Here is an 18,134-nt window from a genome sequence, read left to right on the forward strand (position 1 = left end):
TTGTTTTATACGATCACAGTATCAATAAACTAAAGATATCACAGTCTGTGTTTGCTTTTGAATAATCGTGATCACCCGCTAAGCTTAATTTAGTCAAGGAGACATACAAATATAAGGAATAGTAGGATGCAAATATCAGCCTTACCCAAATCCGCACGGCCAAGAGAAAAGTTAATAGAACAAGGCCCTGAGGCGTTATCCAACGCCGAGTTATTGGCTATCTTTTTACGCACAGGGATCAAAGGATTAAATGCCATAGAGCTTGCCGAATCCTTGTTGCAAGAACAGCAAACGTTACAGCGTTTATTCAATGCCTCGTTAGAAGAGTTTTCAGCGTTAAAAGGCTTAGGCGTTGCCAAATATACTCAGTTACAGGCCGTTTTAGAGCTAAGCCGGCGTTATCTAAAAGAAGAGTGCTTAAGAGAAACGGTATTTCAAAACCCGACAGCGGTACGTGACTATTTGAGTGCTCAACTACGGGGGCTTGGGCATGAAGTGTTTATGGTGCTATATCTAGACAACCAAAATCGTCTGATAAAAGATGAAGTGTTGTTTCACGGCACAATTAACGCAGCTTCGGTTTATCCAAGAGAAGTAGTAAAGGCGGCACTCAAATACCATAGTGCAGCTGTGATTTTTGCCCATAACCATCCATCGGGCGTGGCAGAGCCCAGCGAAGCGGATAAACTCATTACGAAAAAATTGCAGCAAGGCTTGGCATTGGTTGATATTAATGTGCTTGATCATTTAATCGTCGCTGGAAGTCATTGTATTTCGTTTGCCGAACGAGGACTGATTTAAGCTGAGCTGCTGTTTTATCAGGTGGGTTTTGCTTTCTCAAGCTGTCCTTTCGAACTGAGCAAAGTGGAATGGAGCTTGAACACTCAACTTTTACTCGAAGTGTGAGGTAGCTGGTGGAGTATTGCTGCCCAAATATACGCATAAGCACGAAAATTAGACAGTCAAAATCACCATCGACAAAGGGCCAAAAAAGAAATTTGCTCGTTAAATCAGCATATTTGTATAAATTTTATAAATTAGTTCAATTTAAATGCAGTTTTTACTTTCCTAGTGGGCTTCGGATCATTATAATTGGCCGCTATCAAATTTACCCATGAGCTGATTTCAGTAGGATCAGAACCTTGATCTCTGCCTGTAGATACTGTATAAAGAGCGCCCTTTGATTTTACCTAGGGCACGCAGTTAAAAGGCCTTTAAGGGAAAATTAAGCTCGAGCGAAGTTATTGGAGATACATAGACATGTCTAAAGTCTGTCAAGTTACAGGTAAGCGCCCAGTGGTTGGTAACCACCGTTCGCACGCGCGCAACGCTACTAAGCGTCGCTTCCTACCTAACCTACAAACACACCGTTTTTGGGTTGAAAGCGAAAAGCGTTTCGTTTCTCTACGCACTACTACTAAAGGTATGCGTATTATCGATAAAAAAGGCATCGACGCGGTATTAGTAGATATCCGTGCTCGCGGCGAAAAAGTTTAAGGAGCTGAATCATGCGTGATAAGATCCGTTTAGTTTCAACTGCTGGTACTGGTTATTTCTACACTACCGACAAGAACAAGCGTAACATGCCTGAAAAAATGGAGATCAAAAAGTTCGACCCTAAGGTTCGTAAACACGTGATCTTCAAAGAAGCGAAAATCAAGTAATTCGTTTCAAGAATCAATAAAAACCCAGCCTCGGCTGGGTTTTTTGTTTTTGTACTTTAATTTTTCACGGTTAATTGCCAAAGCTCACCACTTGGTTGCTTCAGCTCACTGAAAATCACATCGCCATTTTGCAATATATCAAACTGTCCAATAAATCGTTGTGGCGGGGTGAAATACAACTTTTCTTGTTTAGTCTTCAGGTCAAATCGCCAAATACTTTTGTCTTTTTCATAGTAAAGCGCATTATCTCTGAGTCGCCAATTCAACCAATTTCTCACTGGTACATCCGTCACAACTACAGACTCTAGCCCGTCTTCCAGTTGCCAAATTCCGGGTTGTGTAAACTTGGTAAAATACAACACATTATTAAGCTTGTAGCCGCTGTAGCCACCTTGTGTTGTAAGTTGCTGATGTTGGTTTGTTATTAGATTTAGAGACCATAACTGCCAACTACCAGAACGTTCACTGCTGTAAATGATTTCGTTGTTATCTTGGCTGTAATTGGCAACGTAAGGCTTAAGCTCAGGACTTATAAGTTGTGTTGTTTTTTGGCTGTTGATAGCAAACTGGTAAATAGCGTCTTGATATTCATACAGTATTGTTGAGGCATCGTGGTTAAGTTGAAAGCGCTGAAAATTAAATATGTGAGGCAAGTCAACTTGAGTGTGTTGTTGTGTTTCAGTGTCGATAGACCATAAAGCGGAATGCGCGCCGTGATCCGAAATATACCAAACTCGCGGCATTTGATTTGCGCGAGGTAAGCGATTCAATGCCTGATTATCAACAAGTGGTGAAAAGGTTTGATCCGATGCGTCGAAAAGGTGAATTAGGCTAGTTAACTTATATTGGTTAAAGAGCAGGGTCTCATTGCTATCTTGTAATACTAGGCTTTCGATTGGTGCTGTGAGCTTGTGAAGCAGTTCTGCTTTACTCGATTTTATATCAGCGCGATAAACGCTACTACCTGCGCTAAAGTAAATAGATTGTCCGCTGGCAGACCAAGTTAGTGCCGTGAGATTATAAGGTAACTTAACGGTGCTCTTTACTGACATGCTTGGGTAATCGTACACCGTCAGTTCGTGCTTATCTTCTCCAAGATAGCGTGCGGCGGCGAGTTGGTCTTTAGTTGTAGATAAACTAAATAGATGATCGCCTCTAAGGTTTCCTGAGATTGGAGGAAGCGTTAGCTGACTATGTTGCTTTGTATTCGAATCGAAACGGTAAAGGCCGTATCCACTATGTATATTTGTGCGTTTTCGATAAATGATTTCGTGCGGATTTGCGCCCCATATTAGTTTAATGTTTTCGATAGGCTGGCAATAAAATAGCGTAGTGTGCTGTGCCTGCGCGATATCAAACTGTTTCACGGTACAGCCATTATTATCGTCAATATAGGCGATGTGTTTGGCGTCTGAGCTTAAGGCTTGTGCGCTGATGTTGCCTGAAAACAGCTTTCTATGTTGCTCGTTGTGATTGAGCCACAGCTCCGACTGCTGAGTGTCGGTAGGATGCAGGTAACTAAAGCTTTTATATTTTGGCGCGCTACTTAACTGCAGCTCAATACCGCTCTGGCCCGTTAATTTTTGTGGTAGGAGTGGTTCGTTATTGTGCGCTGGCTGCATGAACTGATAGGCAATAAATGCACATACGCTGGTAATAAGTAGAGAAACACCTAAAAGTGGCGCGATCTGGGAGCTGGTCTTATTTATTGTTGCCGGAGTATGACTTGTGACCGCGGGAATCAGTCGGTATCCAAGGGTAGGGATAGTCTCTATATACTCAGTTTTACCATCTAATTTATTCATATACTGGCGCAACGTCGACACGGCTTTATTGATTGCGCTTTCTGTGACTACGCGACCTCGCCACACTTCTGCAATGAGTTTATCGCGCGAAACAACATTACCATTTGCAGCAATTAAGGTTTGTAGCAATAAGTATGGCTTAGGCTCAAGTCTGATGGAGTCTGTGCTACTTGTCAGCGTTCGATTAACCGTATCAAACCGAATGGCTGCAATCTCATAGCGCATTTATTATCCCTTTGATTATATTGTTTATATTTATTGGTAAGGAATTCCTCACAACGATTTCATGTGAATTCGTCGCGGCCTTTTTCAAAGTATTTAGAGTACATGAAAACAATAAAATAGGAATGGCTAACATGACAAGTCGAATGTTTTTAAAACAGGCGTTAGGTTTAACACTCGCAGCTTTAGTCGCGGGTTGTGGCAGCAGTAGCGACAGCAAAAAGGCGTCAAGCAATGACGATGGAGTGTTAAAGCCCGTAAATGGTTTAGAGGTTCATCAACTCAATGGGCGTTACTATTATATGAAGCCGATTGAAAAGTCGCATAAAGCGTACAAGCTGATGTTAGCCTTTCATGGTTCTGGTGGCACTGCTTACGGTATGGCAGGTTTAACCAAGCTACATGAGCAAAGCGATGATTATATCGTCGTTTATCCCAAATCAAAAAATGAAGAGTGGAATGAAGGCTGTGGTTGTAACAAGGCACATCGTTTAGGTGTAGATGACTTAGGCTTTGTTGATCAGATGATTGCGGAAATAAAAGCCAAATATGATGTCATTGACGGTGAAATTTATGCGACTGGCTTTTCTCAAGGCGGGTTATTTGTACAAAACCTATTATGTAACCGCTCGGGGACGTTTAATGCGATAGTAACGGTTGCAGCACCTATGTCCTACCAATTAGGTGATAGCTGTAATTTTTCGACACCTACAAACTACCGAATTATGCACGGTAAAGCAGACTCAGTATTGCCTTATAATGGCAAAAGTCACGCAAATTTTGGGCTACTCTCGTCACCTCAAGCGATTAAAATTATTGCTAACTTAAATTATGAGGCTGCTTTATCTGTTGATGAAGAAATAGCGGAAGGCGTGACGTTAACTCACTATCCTAATCGCAATATTCAAACGCAGCTAATTAGTGTAGACGGGGCTCATCATAGTTGGAATTTACCACCTGTCCATACCACCGAATCGATAATGACATTTTTTGAATCGACAAGTCGTTATGCACTGCCCCAAGGTTCTGATCTTATCTCAGTAAACAACGGTTATTACCATGTTCGACAATTAAAACAGCACACTGATAGACCAACTGTGGTCATGCTCTCGGGTGCGAATATGCATTTTCATAGTGACAGTGCTTGGTTCGCGTTACTACAGCCTTACTTGGCAGACAGTTTTAATGTTTACGTCATTGATAGGCTAGGGCAGGGGTTAAGTAGTGTAGATGACACGCCTTCCATGAATAAATTTGCACACGACCTTCCAGTACTATTTGAAAAGCTCAATCTCAGTGATGTGCATTTGCTGAGTTACGCAAATAGTAATTCAGTGCCGCTAATTGCGATGCAAAAATCACAGGAATTTAAGCAAAAGATAGCAAGCATGTTGTGGTTAGACCCAGATATTTTACTGCCACATTCTATTGCTCAGTATCAAGGTTACCCAGTTGATGTTTATCGTCAATACGGACAAGACTTGATTGATCATGTTGCTGCCGGTAATTGGCAAGAAAAAATGGATGGAAAAATAGCTGAAGAACAGGCGCACATTGAAGCTCTGCTTGAAGGGAGTGAGTTTGCAGACTACATGGATTGGCAATATTTCAATCACATCATGCAAACCCGTCATAGTGTTGCAGCTCAACTTACTCGAGTACACGAAATGATAAACTACCATGATGACTTGGAGTTAGTAAGAAATTGGCAGCCAGACAGCAGCATTCCGATTTCAGTGATAGATAGTGAGTTTGAAAAACTAGATATTGCCAATGCAGACTCTGAGGAAGTGAAAGCCAATCTAATAAAATGGGAGGCTGAGGGGAGAAAATGGTCACAAGAAGTTGCTGAAACCAGCGGTGGGCAATACTTACCAATATCATCAACTGAGCACCTGATCCCATTTACCCATCCTGAGCTTATCAAGCAGGCATTGACTGAGCTTGCGAACCAATGACACCTATCCAATTTGCTAGATGAACGCTTGAAGCATTGAGTTAACATATAAAAAAACGCGAGCTTGTCTGCCGCTCGCGTTTAATTTTTAAAAGATTATTTGATATTTAAATCAGTCTGTTACCTCATGGTGACAAATTCCTCGGAGCCGGTTGGGTGTATCGCGACTACCGAGTCAAAGTCTGCTTTGGTTGCGCCCATCTTCATTGCGACGGCGAAACCTTGGATCATCTCATCTACGGCAAAGCCGATGCCGTGTAGGCCTACCACGGTTTCTTCTGGGCCTGCGCATACAAGTTTCATACGACACGGTTGGCGGTGCTGAGTGACCGCGGTGTACATTGCAGCAAAGGTAGAGGTATAGACCTTGATATTGTCTTTACCGTATTTCTCTTCCGCTTCCGGCTCTGTTAGGCCAATGGTACCAATCGGTGGGTGGCTAAAGACGACGGTGGGGACTAAGTCGTAATCCATTTTTGCGTTTGGCAATTCCGGATTGAATAAGCGTTCGGCTAGCATTCGACCTGCTTTCACGGCAACAGGAGTCAGCTCTATGCCACCATCCATAATATCACCGAGCGCGTAGATACCTTTGGCTGTGGTGTTTTGCCATTCGTCGACTTTAATATGGCCGCTAGACGTGGTTTCTACATCTGTCGCAGCGAGGTTGATAAGATCTGTCATTGGTTCACGGCCAATTGCCCAGATCAGTTTGTCTACGGTGTAAGACTCACCATTTTCAAGATGTAAGGTGACTGAGCCATCCTCTTCTTTGGTCACTGACTGTGGTACTGCGTGAGTGTGCAGCGTTGGGCCTTCTTTTTCCATTACCTCAGTTAAGGTTTCAACCAAGATAGGATCAAAATTACGAAGTGGAGCGTGCTTACGAACAAATAGGTGGGTTTCTGTGCCCAAGCTGTGCAATACACCCGCAAGTTCTACCGCGATATAACCCGCGCCTACAACCGCTACGCGGCGAGGTTGCTCTTTAAGCTCAAAGAAACCGTTTGAATCGATACCATGCTCAGCGCCTGGAATATTAGGGATCGTTGGGCGGCCACCGACGGTAATATTGATATGATCGGCAGTGTAGTGCTCACCATTGACTTCAATAGTGTTGTTATCAACAAACTTAGCAAAGCCATTGATCACGGTTACGCCGTTTTTCGCTAGGTAGCCGTTGTAACCTTGGTGAATACGGCCAATGTAGGCTTCGCGGCTTTCTACCAGCTTACCCCAATCGAAGTTCTTTAGTTCAACATCAAAACCATAATCTGGTGCGTATAGTTTAATGGCTTCAGCAACTTGAGCGCCGTGCCACATCGCTTTTTTTGGAACGCAGCCCACGTTTACGCAAGTACCGCCTAAGTGCTTTGCTTCTATTAATGCCACCTTGGCACCTCGCATCGCCGCTCGGTTTGCAGATGCGATCCCACCACTACCGCCACCGATTGCGATATAGTCAAAATGTTGAGCCATAAAAATTCCTCGCCAATTATTTGTTTTGCTTAAACCCTACTACTTTATATTAAGTAAATAGCAAAAGTGCACAACCGAAGACCGATATTAAGCAAAAATCTGTTCAGATACTTGTAAATGCGGTCATTCACCCTTATTTCAACCTCAATATTAGATTAGAAAATAAAGAGCGTGCCCATGAGTAACCCATTAATCGGGCTAGAAGGATTGCCTCCTTTTTCGAAAATTAAGCCTGAACATATTGTTGAAGCATTAAAATCTGCCATCGCGCACTGTCGTGAAACTATCGACACTGTTTTAGCGCAGTCGAATTATACCTGGGACAACTTTGTACTACCGCTAGAAGAAGCGGACGATAAACTTAGCCGCATGTGGTCGCCAGTGTCGCATATGCACTCAGTGGTCAATTCAGACGCGCTGCGCAAAGCATATGATGAGTGTTTGCCATTAATCTCCGAATATTCGACTTATAGTGGCCAACATCAGGGGCTATATGAAGCCTATAAAGCAGTAAAAGAGTCAGCTGAGTTTGGTAACTTAACGATTGCTCAGCAAACGTCGGTGGATAATGCACTGCGTGATTTTCAACTTTCTGGCATTGCGCTTGAAGCTGCGAAGCAAAAGCGCTATGGCGAAATTGTGGCACGACTGTCGGAGCTGGAATCAAAGTTTGGCAACAACGTAATGGATGCCACTCAGACATGGCAAAAGCATATTACTGATGAGTCTGATTTAACTGGGCTACCTGAATCAGCCTTAGCACTCGCCGCCCATACTGCCGAATCCAAAGGATTAGAGGGCTGGGTATTTACGCTAGATATTCCTTCTTACCTTCCTGTGATGACTTACGCAGATAGCCAAACGCTCCGTGAAGAAGCTTATCGTGCGTTTGTAACACGCGCCTCGGATCAAGGGCCTAATGCTGGCGAGTTTGATAACTCAGCGATTATGCATGAAGCGCTTACGCTTAGACACGAACTGGCTCAGTTGCTTGGCTTTTCTAGTTTTGCAGAAAAATCACTGGCAACCAAAATGGCTGAGACACCAGAGCAAGTATTTAAGTTTTTGAATGATCTTGCCGCTAAGTCAAAACCACAAGCCGAGCAAGAAGTGGCTGAACTTCGTGACTTTGCGAATAAAGAACACGGTGTAAGTGAGCTAAAACCTTGGGATTACGCATATTATGGCGAAAAGTTAAAACAAGCTAAGTATGCGATTTCTGACGAGGCACTGCGCCCTTACTTCCCTGAGCATAAGGTACTTGCCGGTTTATTTGAAACCGTAAATCGCCTATTTGGGATCCGTGTGAGTGAAGTTAAAGACGTTGATACTTATCATCCAGACGTACGCTTTTTTGCTATTCACGATGATAAAGGTGAGTTACGTGGTCATTTCTATCTCGACCTATATGCCCGTGAACATAAGCGTGGTGGGGCTTGGATGGATGACTGCATGGGCCGAAAAGTACGCGCAAATGGTGCGTTGCAGACTCCTGTCGCTTATTTAGTGTGTAACTTCAATAAAGCCGTTGGCAATAAACCTGCGCTATTTACCCATAATGAAGTAACCACCTTATTCCATGAGTTTGGTCACGGTATTCATCACATGCTAACGCAAGTGGATGCAGCGCCAGTTGCTGGTATTAATGGTGTGGCATGGGATGCGGTTGAGCTGCCAAGTCAGTTTTTAGAGAACTGGTGCTATGAAGAAGAAGCGTTGAACTTCATTTCAGGGCACTATGAAACGGGTGAGCCGCTACCAAAAGAAATGTTAGACAAATTACTCGCGGCAAAGAACTTCCAATCAGCCATGCAAATGCTACGTCAGTTGGAGTTTTCGTTGTTTGATTTTCATATTCACGCAGACTTTGAGCCAAATACGGATTGCCAAATTCAAGCAACGCTCAATGCGGTGCGTGAGCGTACTGCGGTTGTTAAAGCGCCTGAATTTAATCGCTTCCAGCATAGCTTTAGCCATATTTTTGCTGGTGGCTATAGCGCGGGCTACTACTCTTATAAGTGGGCAGAAGTGCTGTCTGCGGATGCGTTTTCTAAGTTTGAAGAAGAAGGGATATTTAACCCGCAAACTGGGCGTGAATTTATGCATCACATTCTTGAAAAGGGGGGATCAGAAGCGCCGATGGTACTGTTTACTCGCTTCCGTGGTCGAGAGCCAAAAGTAGATGCGTTGCTGCGCCACAGCGGGATTGCCGCCTAGTTATATTTCCACTCCAAGCGCCTTCTTCTGAAGGCGTTTTTTTTGTCTTAGAAAGTGTGACTTTTTGTTAGCAAATTCAATATCTCTGACTATTCTATAAAGATATGAATTAATAGGGAAAGCCACATGACGAAACTGGTTCTTGCCATTGATGATGATAAACTCGTCCATCACATTGTTGATGAGGCGCTATCGCGTACGTGCAAAATATTACATGCGAAAAATGGCGAGGAAGGCTTACGGTTGGCTAAAAAATACCGTCCGGATATTATTTTGCTTGATGTCGAGATGCCTGGACTGTCGGGCTTTGAGGTATGTGAGCAACTCAAAAAACTAGAGGACACCACTGAGATCCCAGTTATGTTTTTGTCTTCTCGTGCCGATATTTCAGAGCGAATGCGGGGCTACAACGCCGGCGCTGCCGACTACATAGTCAAACCCTTTAACGCCGAAGAATTGCTAGCGCGTATTAATGTCCTTGATGACTATAGAAAAACCTCGTCGCAGCTCAAACAAGACGTACAGCGCGCCCAAACCACAGCTGAAATCGCCATGACCGACTCTGGTGATATGGGTCGTATAATGCGCTACGTTGGGCAATCGTATCACGCGCATGACCTCAATACTTTGAGCGCTCATTTTTTAGAGTTTTTTATGCCGATGGAGCTCGATGTTGCGGTGGCCTTTTGGTATCACCAAGACGCGATGTTTTACTCCAGTGAAGGGGCGATTCAACCGATAGAGCAAGAGTTATTTGAGAAACACAAAGATGGCAGTCGCTTTGTTGATTTTGGTCGCAGAACTATCATTAACTATCCTAAAGTCTCTTTACTGATTAAGAACATGCCTGTCGACGATGTTGCGGTTTATGGTCGCTATAAAGATCTGTTTCCGCACATACTGGAAGCCACTGATGCCAAAATCAGAGACATGGAAGTCAGTGAAGATGCGCTCAATAAAGTGGAACATATCGGGCAAGTATTTGCTGAGCTGAGCGATCATTTAAGCGGCGTTGGTGATCATTACAGTGGTAAAGTTGCTGAGTTTCAGACAGTGCTAGAAAGCGACAAGCTTGCAGTCTTAGAGTCAAGTGAAAGAGAACGGTTGCAAGAGCTCTATGAGCATTTCACTTATTTAAGCGATGAGCTAACCATAATTAAATATAAGTTAGGAGAAGTGACTGAGGTACGCCAGCAGCTTATAGAGAGTTTAAACAAAATAGCGAAACCTTGGGGTGAGGATGAAGTGGCGTCGCAAGCAGATATTGAACTGTTTTAAACCACTGGATAATCAAAGACACTAGAAAGGGAAAGGGGTATACTGCCACGGTTGGTAACCCTTGGGAGCTTAGCTTGTACATTCACACCCCTTTTGAAGAAAACAGATCCTACCTAGATACGCTAACTAAGCTGTTTAATTTATCCGCCCTCACTATTAACGAGGCGGAGTTTCAATTGGTCTATGATGAACTAGGCTTACAGTTATTCAAAAAAGATGAACCAAAGCTCGGTGCTATCCGAGTTGACTTTGTTACCGGCGCAGTTGCTCATCGACGCAAATTTGGTGGTGGCAAAGGACAAGCAATTGCAAAAGCGGTGGGCTTAAATAAAGGTGCTGTGCCTACAGTATTGGATGCAACTGCGGGACTTGGACGCGATGCCTTTGTGCTTGCGTCTATGGGTTGCAAAGTCGTGTTACACGAGCGTAACCCGATAGTCGCAGCGCTGCTATATGACGGCTTGCAACGCGCCTATCAAGATGCTGAAATTGGCGAATGGGTGCGGTCAACTATGCGGCTGGAGTTTGGCTCCAGCCATGACTTGCTAGAGCAAGCGGGTTGGCGTCCGGATGTAGTATATCTTGATCCTATGTTTCCGCATCGTGAAAAGTCAGCGCAAGTGAAGAAAGAAATGCGAGTATTTCAAGACTTAGTTGGCAATGACTTAGATGCGGACGCACTTTTGCCTTTTGCTTTGCAGTTAGCCACTAAAAGAGTTGTGGTAAAACGTCCAGACTACGCTGGCTTCTTAAATGATAAAACGCCAAGTATGCAAATAAAAACCAAGAAAAACCGCTTTGACGTTTATGTTAATGCCGCGATGAAATAGCACACCACTACCTGATTTAATTTTGTGCAGTAGATATCTAGATGGATATACGCAAAAAGTATGGTTTTGTACTATTGTACAGAAAAGGTAACCAGATTTAATCAAGTTGTCATAAATCCTTAATACTCTTGCGGAGCATTTTGATTAAGGGGTTGTGATTCTATGCGCGTGTCTACTTTTACTCGGTTATTGGCAATATTACTGACGACAGCGAGTATTCTACTTGGGGCGAGTCTGTTTTGGGCAAGCCAAGTGTTAACGGAGCTTGATGTGCAAGACGCCGCTTACAATCAAGTTAAAAATGCGGTGATCATCGAGCTTGAGGGTACAGTAGAAGATTACTTGAGTGCGGGCGATAGCCAGTATTTAAGTAAGGCTGATGAACAAATCAAAGCATTACAGCAAAGTGTAGAGCAGTTGCCACCAGCGCTTGCTGAGCAACTTAAAACTAAACTCACACAACTACAACAGGATATTGCAGGTAAATATCGAGCACTCGGCAAGCTCTCAGGTAATGAACTTGCGCTGTTGGATAATGCGCTTAGGCAAATGTCAGGTTCAGCATCGAGTCTCGTTAAGTACGCAATTAAAGCACAAGATAGTGCTGCCAAAGAATCCTACTTTAATCTCGCTTCAGACTACTTTAGCGAAGTCTCGAATTTGAGCTTATATACCTACCAATTAGTTATGGCTTACGAACAGCAGACCGAGCAGAGTTTGATGTCGAGCTTAAGCCGTTTGCAGGATATTGCCGCGCGAATAGACCGACTCGAAAACTTAGGGGTAATGAGTGAGGTAGACGAAGACGAGCTATTTTTAGGTGCCGAAGCCGAAGACTTAGCGCTAGAAATAAAAGCAGAGCTTGTGAGCTGGCCTAAACGTTATGCCCGCGACTTAGAAAATACCTTGCAGCAGTCCAAACAACGCCAAGCTGGCATGCTGGCACTGCGAGGTGATATTAAAGCAATCTCAGAGAATATCCTACAAGCAGAGACCAACTTAAAAACAGAGCAGGCTGACGTAAAAACCAATGTGTTTATGCTGTTTGGTGTGGCCATTGGGTTACTCGTACTGCTCGCTGGTGGTGTCTATTTTGTGCAGTTCAATCAAGTATTAACTCCGCTAAGACAACTACGCGATGGCTTCGCTCAGCTTATCGAAAGCAATGAATTACGTAATATTGAAAGTAAAAACCAAGACACTGAAATTGGCGAAATTGCGAGTTACTTTAATCAGTTAATTGATAGGCAGCGAGCAGAAGCGGACGAACGCTCAGAAATGCTGAGTGTGATAAATACCTTTATGGAAGAGATGAACACTAACTTGGCGCAGATCTCTGCACAAGCTGGAAACACGTTTGAGCAGGTGGAGCAAAACCAAGCACAGCTTGACTCGCTTAAAGCGCTTGGGGCAGATGCCAATCAAATCAACGCACAAGTTGCCGACAATGCCAATAACACCTTTGAAGCAATGACACAAAGTGTGTCCTATGCGGATGCTATGTTGAGCGCTTCATCTACCACGCAAAAGCGGGTAGAGCAGGGATTAGAGAGCTTAAATGAATTACTTAATGGTGTTTCAGATGTGAGTAAAGTAATTGATATGATCAGCTCCATCGCAGAACAAACAAACCTACTCGCGCTCAACGCGGCGATTGAGTCGGCGCGCGCAGGTGAGCATGGCCGCGGGTTTGCGGTCGTTGCGGATGAAGTACGAAAGCTTGCACAGCAAACACAAGCCTCACTGACTGATATTCACCAGCAATTAAATGTTTTGAGTGATAATTCAAACAAAGTATCGACACAAATCTCGGCTTTGGCAGACGAGGCACAGCAGCAAACTGGTCATGCACAAGAGTTGAAACGCAATTCAGAAGGTGTGGCAGAGAGCGCACAAAGCGCCAACCAAGTTGCCGCCCATGCAATGGATCTTGCCAATCAGCAATCGGATCTCTTAGATACCTTTGGCCACGCTATGGATAGCATGAAAGGTCAGGTTAATAGCTCACATGAGCAAGTGCAACAAATCCAGCAAAGCCTTAAAGAAAAAATGCGGGAGATCAGGGGCACTTTGGGCCTGCGGTAATAACGATTATGCTGTAGGTCGAGATTTATCTCGACAGCATAAGACAAAACGTCGGAGCCGCTTCACGCGGCGAGCAGTTGAAAGCTCGCGAGGTAAACTCGCTCCCACCAGCGAGTGTTATAGGTCGAGATTTATCTCGACAGCATAAGCCAAAACGTCGGAGCCGCTTCATGCGGCGAGCAGTTAAAAGCTCGCGAGGTGAACTCGTTCCCACCAGCGCGTTTTGTAGGTCGAGATTTATCTCGACAGTATAAGCTGAAACGTCGGAGCCGCTTCACGCGGCGAGCAGTTACAAGATCGTGAGGTAAACTCGCACCCACCATCGAGTGTTGTAGGTCGAGATTTATCTCGACAGCATAAGCTGAAATGTCGGAGCCGCTTCACGCGGCGAGCAGTTAAAAGATCGCGAGGTAAACTCGTTCCTACCAGCGTGTTTTGTAGGTCGAGATTTATCTCGACAGCATAAGACAAAACGTCGGAGCCGCTTCACGCGGCGAGCAGTTAAAAGCTCGCGAGGTAAACTCGTTCCCACAAACTAAACTCGAAATAATTAAAAAAGGCCGCAAATGCGGCCTCTCGTTGGGGAAAGAAGACTCAATCTGAGCCTACTAAATTTTGCTTATGGCTTGTACTGCGCGTCTAAGGTTAGACCCGAGAACGTACGGTAAGCATTAACGCTTAGGTGCCATGTACCCGCTTGTGGATTAGTGATTACACAAGTCTCGGTATTACCATTTTCGTATGGACGACAGTCATAGCTGCTTGTTGTAGGTTGTGAGCCAAACTTAACGAATAAGTCAGCGTCACCTGAGCCACCAAATGTTTTCACGGTGAAGTCGCTCATACCCTCTGGTACTTCGATTGTGTAATGAACCCACTGGCCGCTTGAAGCTGAAATATCTTCAATTGTACCGCCACCTGCTTGTGGACCACCTGTGCTAGAGCCCGAAGTTGCCGCAACTAAACTTACGCCTGAATAAGCTTTATAGCCGTTAATCATTACATGGTATGTACCAGCTTGAGGTGCGTCAAAGCTACAAACTTCGGCATTACCGCCTTCATATGGGCGACAGTCATAGCTGCCTGAAGTTGGTTGACTGCCAAGTTTTACATAAAGGTCAGCATCACCTGTTCCACCGCTCATCGTGAAGGTTACATTGGTTTTACCAGCGGGTACGTCAAAAGTGAAAAATTGATTGCTGCCAGCCGCGCCGCTTAGACCCGTTTTTGCAACGCCATCTTCAAGCGTATTACCTGTAGGTGGTGTGACAACATCGCCTAAAGCTTCATTTACCGCAGCGGCTGCATCAACAACACCAGTACCACAGTTTGAACAGCTACCAGCGAAGCTACGTGTAGTGTTTTTCAAGATAGTTTCTACTTCGTCAGGCGTAGCAGATGGTTTAGCTTGCTTGATTAGCGCAGCAACACCCGCAACGTGAGGTGCCGCCATAGACGTACCTTGTGAGTAATGGTAGCTATCATTTGAAGGAGCACCAGAGCCTGAGTTATGGGTAGATAGGATACCTTCAGGATCATCAGCAAAACTTTGCGCGCCACCCGGAGCGGCAACGTCGATGTTTGCACCATAGTTTGAGTAGTAAGCACGGCTACCATCACGACCTACAGATGCTACGTTTACTACGCCATTACAGTTACCTGGGTTGTAGTTTGCTGAGTTATCGTTATCGTTACCTGCCGCAATAACAATGACTGTACCGTTGTTACGTGCTTGGTTGATTGCATTTTGTGTGGTTGCGCTACATGCACCGCCACCACCTAAACTCATGTTGATAACATCAGCAGGGTTAGCATTTGCAGGCACTCCAGATACCGAGCCGCCAGATGCCCAAATGATGCCGTCAGCGATATCAGACGTTAAACCACCACATTTACCAAGAACACGTACAGGCACTACTTTAGCGTCGTATGCAACACCAGCTACACCTTCACCATTATTTGTAACCGCAGCAACTGTACCCGCTACGTGTGTACCATGCCAGCTTGAGTCTTGATCCGCGCGTGGAACAGGTTGACCTGAAGAGTCAGTGCCACATTCACCACGAGTGACTGCATCACCAGGGTCACGAGCATCGTTGTCACGTGCGCCACCATCGTTAGCAACAAAGGTATTAGAGATCATGTCATAGCCAGGCAGAATGTTGGCATCTAAGTCTAAATGTGGGCGATAACCTGTATCTAGTACCGCAACTACCACACCTTGACCTGTTGCTTTATCCCACGCAGCTGGGGCATTAATACCAGCAGCAGCTTCGTAGTAATGCCATTGATCGTTATAACGAGGATCGTTAGGCGTTGCGAATGGCTTTAGCATTTGGTCAATTTCGATGTATTCAACATTACCAGAAGCCATCACTTCGTTCATGAATGCTTGTGCTTCTTTTGCTGAAAGCTTTTTGTCAGCACGCATAACGTGGTGATTGCTAAGTGCCATTGGGCGTACGTATTGAGCGCGAGCACTCGCTTTACTGCTCTTAAAGCCTTGTACAAAGCTTTCTGCACGTTGTTGCATTTTAGCAGGAGCAAGATCCGCAGCTGAAAGGCCCATCATTTGCGAACTAGCATCTTTGTACTTGATGATGAACTGTGTACCAAGCGTGCTTTGTGATGATAGTTTTTGTGCTGTTGCTGCAAGCGCTGCATCTTGGCCGATTGATTGTGCTGGTGCGGCTGTAACTGCTGTTGCAGTGAATAATGCGCTCACTGCGACGCTTAGTGCAGCGCGCTTAAAGTTTTTATTGATTGTCATAATGTTTCCCTAGTTTCTAACTTGTTGTTCAGCTGTTAATAAAAAGCTGATGGTCAGTGAAAGTAAACTCCTAGTTAAAAAAAAGAAAGCGCTGTTTTGTTATTTGCACTAATTTTTTAGTTATATGTGGACGGATAAATGGCTATAAAAAATTCTTACTGTATTGTTTTTAATCGATATTTTTCATTTTTGTGAGAGAGTGAATAAATTTCAGTTACATTGTAAATGACTGTAAACAAAATAGTGTTTTTAACTTTGTGAAGCATTTGTAGCCAATAGAGTGGAGACTTTCTTAGTGTTAAAGGTTGGTTTTTTTTGTTGTTCTAGTTGTATTTTCTTATTTTTTAGGTTTTAAGAAATGATAGCGCTGACATAATGTTTACAAGTGTTTAAAAGGTATGCGAGTGGCTATTGATATTCGTAGCTGTGATTAGATAAAGAATCTAGGTATAATTTTCGCTTGGTCGCGATTTTGCCGCTTAAAGCTAAACTGTTGGCAAAACGGTAAGTGTAGAAATCTTAGATAAAAAGTTGAGTGAGTTTATGCAACAAATAGAGGTAGTCGTTATCGGCGCAGGTGCTGCAGGGTTGATGTGTGCTGCACAGGCTGGATACCGAGGGCGACAAGTTGCAGTGGTTGATATGGGAAAAAAGCCAGGTCGTAAAATTTTGATCAGTGGCGGTGGCCGCTGTAATTTTACCAACGAAAATGCTTCACCTGCTAACTATCTATGTAAAAACCCACACTTTGTAAAGTCGTGCTTGAGCCGCTATACCCAACATGATTTTATTGAACTGGTAGACCGCCATGGTCTTGCATACCACCACAAAACACTTGGGCAGTTGTTTTGTGACAATAGCGCACAAGACATTGTAGATATTCTTCTTACTGAATGTGACTGGGCGGGCGTGTCACTCCATTTACGTCAAGAAGTCCTTGCGGTTGAACATCAAGCTGATGGTCGCTACTTAGTCAAAACCACAACTCAAACGTTTAACTGCAAGTCAGTGGTGATCGCCGCAGGTGGCTTAACCATGCCAAAACTTGGCGCAACGCCAATCGGCTACAAAATAGCGGAGCAATTTGGCTTAACTGTATTACCAACCACGGCAGCGCTTGTACCATTTACACTCCATGATCACGACAAAGCACGCTTTGATGGTTTGTCTGGTATTAGCGTAGATAGCCTAGTGACCAGCGCAAGCGGTATCCAATTTAGAGAAAATATTCTCTTTACTCACAGAGGCTTATCTGGCCCTGCAATTTTGCAGATCAGCTCATTTTGGAAAGCAGGCGAGTTTGTTAGCATCAATTTACTACCTGACTTAGATGTGCAAGCACAACTCCATGATTGGCGTAGTGAGCAAGGGCAAAAGAGCCTGAAGAACTTGCTTTCGACCATCTTACCAAAGCGCTTTATTGAAGCCCTAATCAGCGACGGTAGCATTCCAGATAAAAACGCCAACCAACTCAGCCACACTGAGATTGAAAAGCTTACTGAAACTCTCACCAGCTGGCAAATAAAACCAAATGGTACAGAGGGTTATCGCACCGCAGAGGTTACGTTAGGCGGTGTAGATACCGATGAATTAAGCTCAAAAACCTTCGAAGCTAAAAAACAAAAAGGCCTGTACTTTATCGGCGAAGTCACCGATGTCACCGGATGGCTCGGGGGCTATAATTTTCAATATGCTTGGAGCTCCGGCTGGGCATGCGGACAGGCTTGTTAGCTAGTTTATTAGATTCTAGATGAAGACAATTAGATTCAAACTGTAGTGGTCAACTAATTTTGGCCACAGTTTTAGAATCTTGGTATCTAACCTCAG

The 18,134-nt window shown here is 44.2% G+C and carries 12 protein-coding genes; 9 read left to right on the forward strand and 3 right to left on the reverse strand.

Annotation, left to right across the window (positions count from 1 at the left end):
- Positions 1–126 precede the first annotated feature (126 nt).
- The 3 genes from radC (at position 127) to rpmG (ending at position 1,664) form a co-directional block, all read left to right on the forward strand.
- Positions 127–801, forward strand: coding sequence for a RadC family protein (gene radC, locus A587_RS0120305; RefSeq protein WP_017219072.1), 675 nt, complete (start codon positions 127–129; stop codon positions 799–801).
- 459 nt (positions 802–1,260) lie between these two features.
- Positions 1,261–1,497, forward strand: coding sequence for a 50S ribosomal protein L28 (gene rpmB, locus A587_RS0120310; protein ID WP_010376746.1), 237 nt, complete (start codon positions 1,261–1,263; stop codon positions 1,495–1,497).
- Positions 1,498–1,508: 11 nt separating this feature from the next.
- A complete protein-coding gene (rpmG, locus tag A587_RS0120315; RefSeq protein WP_010364212.1) occupies positions 1,509–1,664 on the forward strand; it encodes a 50S ribosomal protein L33 in 156 nt (51 codons plus the stop codon).
- Positions 1,665–1,720: 56 nt separating this feature from the next.
- Here the strand turns inward: rpmG and A587_RS0120320 are convergent, their stop codons facing one another.
- Positions 1,721–3,694, reverse strand: a complete 1,974-nt coding sequence (locus A587_RS0120320; RefSeq protein ID WP_017219073.1) for a winged helix-turn-helix domain-containing protein — start codon at positions 3,692–3,694, stop codon at positions 1,721–1,723.
- A gap of 131 nt (positions 3,695–3,825) precedes the next feature.
- Here A587_RS0120320 and A587_RS0120325 point away from each other — a divergent pair, with 131 nt between their 5' ends.
- A complete protein-coding gene (locus A587_RS0120325) occupies positions 3,826–5,649 on the forward strand; it encodes an alpha/beta hydrolase (RefSeq protein WP_017219074.1) in 1,824 nt (607 codons plus the stop codon).
- Between the two features lie 119 nt (positions 5,650–5,768).
- Here the strand turns inward: A587_RS0120325 and gorA are convergent, their stop codons facing one another.
- Positions 5,769–7,127, reverse strand: coding sequence for a glutathione-disulfide reductase (gorA, locus tag A587_RS0120330; RefSeq protein WP_017219075.1), 1,359 nt, complete (start codon positions 7,125–7,127; stop codon positions 5,769–5,771).
- A 177-nt stretch (positions 7,128–7,304) separates the two neighbouring features.
- Here gorA and prlC point away from each other — a divergent pair, with 177 nt between their 5' ends.
- The 4 genes from prlC (at position 7,305) to A587_RS0120350 (ending at position 13,537) form a co-directional block, all read left to right on the forward strand.
- A complete protein-coding gene (gene prlC, locus A587_RS0120335) occupies positions 7,305–9,344 on the forward strand; it encodes an oligopeptidase A (RefSeq protein ID WP_017219076.1) in 2,040 nt (679 codons plus the stop codon).
- A gap of 126 nt (positions 9,345–9,470) precedes the next feature.
- On the forward strand, positions 9,471–10,622 hold the full coding sequence (locus A587_RS0120340; RefSeq protein WP_017219077.1) for a response regulator: 1,152 nt from the start codon (positions 9,471–9,473) through the stop codon (positions 10,620–10,622).
- Between the two features lie 74 nt (positions 10,623–10,696).
- Positions 10,697–11,452 carry a class I SAM-dependent methyltransferase gene (locus tag A587_RS0120345; protein WP_017219078.1) on the forward strand — a complete coding sequence of 252 codons (756 nt, stop codon included), beginning with the start codon at positions 10,697–10,699 and terminating at the stop codon, positions 11,450–11,452.
- Positions 11,453–11,614: 162 nt separating this feature from the next.
- Positions 11,615–13,537 carry a methyl-accepting chemotaxis protein gene (locus tag A587_RS0120350; RefSeq protein WP_017219079.1) on the forward strand — a complete coding sequence of 641 codons (1,923 nt, stop codon included), beginning with the start codon at positions 11,615–11,617 and terminating at the stop codon, positions 13,535–13,537.
- Between the two features lie 619 nt (positions 13,538–14,156).
- On the opposite strand, the gene A587_RS0120355 is transcribed toward A587_RS0120350, so the two are convergent.
- The gene (locus A587_RS0120355; protein ID WP_017219080.1) at positions 14,157–16,307 is read right to left on the reverse strand and encodes a S8 family peptidase; all 2,151 of its coding nucleotides are present in this window, start codon (positions 16,305–16,307) and stop codon (positions 14,157–14,159) included.
- A 543-nt stretch (positions 16,308–16,850) separates the two neighbouring features.
- Here A587_RS0120355 and A587_RS0120360 point away from each other — a divergent pair.
- Entirely contained in the window at positions 16,851–18,038 is a 1,188-nt protein-coding gene (locus A587_RS0120360) for an NAD(P)/FAD-dependent oxidoreductase (protein ID WP_017219081.1), read from the forward strand.
- Positions 18,039–18,134: the final 96 nt, after the last annotated feature.

The organism is Pseudoalteromonas sp. NJ631, assembly GCF_000276645.1.
GTDB lineage: Bacteria > Pseudomonadota > Gammaproteobacteria > Enterobacterales > Alteromonadaceae > Pseudoalteromonas > Pseudoalteromonas piscicida.

Coding starts and splice junctions, on each gene's coding strand:
- A587_RS0120320 (WP_017219073.1), bottom strand. CDS start 3,694: ATGCGCTATGAGATTGCAGCCATTCGGTTTGATACGGTTAATCGAACG.
- A587_RS0120340 (WP_017219077.1), top strand. CDS start 9,471: ATGACGAAACTGGTTCTTGCCATTGATGATGATAAACTCGTCCATCAC.
- prlC (WP_017219076.1), top strand. CDS start 7,305: ATGAGTAACCCATTAATCGGGCTAGAAGGATTGCCTCCTTTTTCGAAA.
- rpmB (WP_010376746.1), top strand. CDS start 1,261: ATGTCTAAAGTCTGTCAAGTTACAGGTAAGCGCCCAGTGGTTGGTAAC.
- A587_RS0120355 (WP_017219080.1), bottom strand. CDS start 16,307: ATGACAATCAATAAAAACTTTAAGCGCGCTGCACTAAGCGTCGCAGTG.
- A587_RS0120325 (WP_017219074.1), top strand. CDS start 3,826: ATGACAAGTCGAATGTTTTTAAAACAGGCGTTAGGTTTAACACTCGCA.
- rpmG (WP_010364212.1), top strand. CDS start 1,509: ATGCGTGATAAGATCCGTTTAGTTTCAACTGCTGGTACTGGTTATTTC.
- radC (WP_017219072.1), top strand. CDS start 127: ATGCAAATATCAGCCTTACCCAAATCCGCACGGCCAAGAGAAAAGTTA.
- gorA (WP_017219075.1), bottom strand. CDS start 7,127: ATGGCTCAACATTTTGACTATATCGCAATCGGTGGCGGTAGTGGTGGG.
- A587_RS0120350 (WP_017219079.1), top strand. CDS start 11,615: ATGCGCGTGTCTACTTTTACTCGGTTATTGGCAATATTACTGACGACA.
- A587_RS0120360 (WP_017219081.1), top strand. CDS start 16,851: ATGCAACAAATAGAGGTAGTCGTTATCGGCGCAGGTGCTGCAGGGTTG.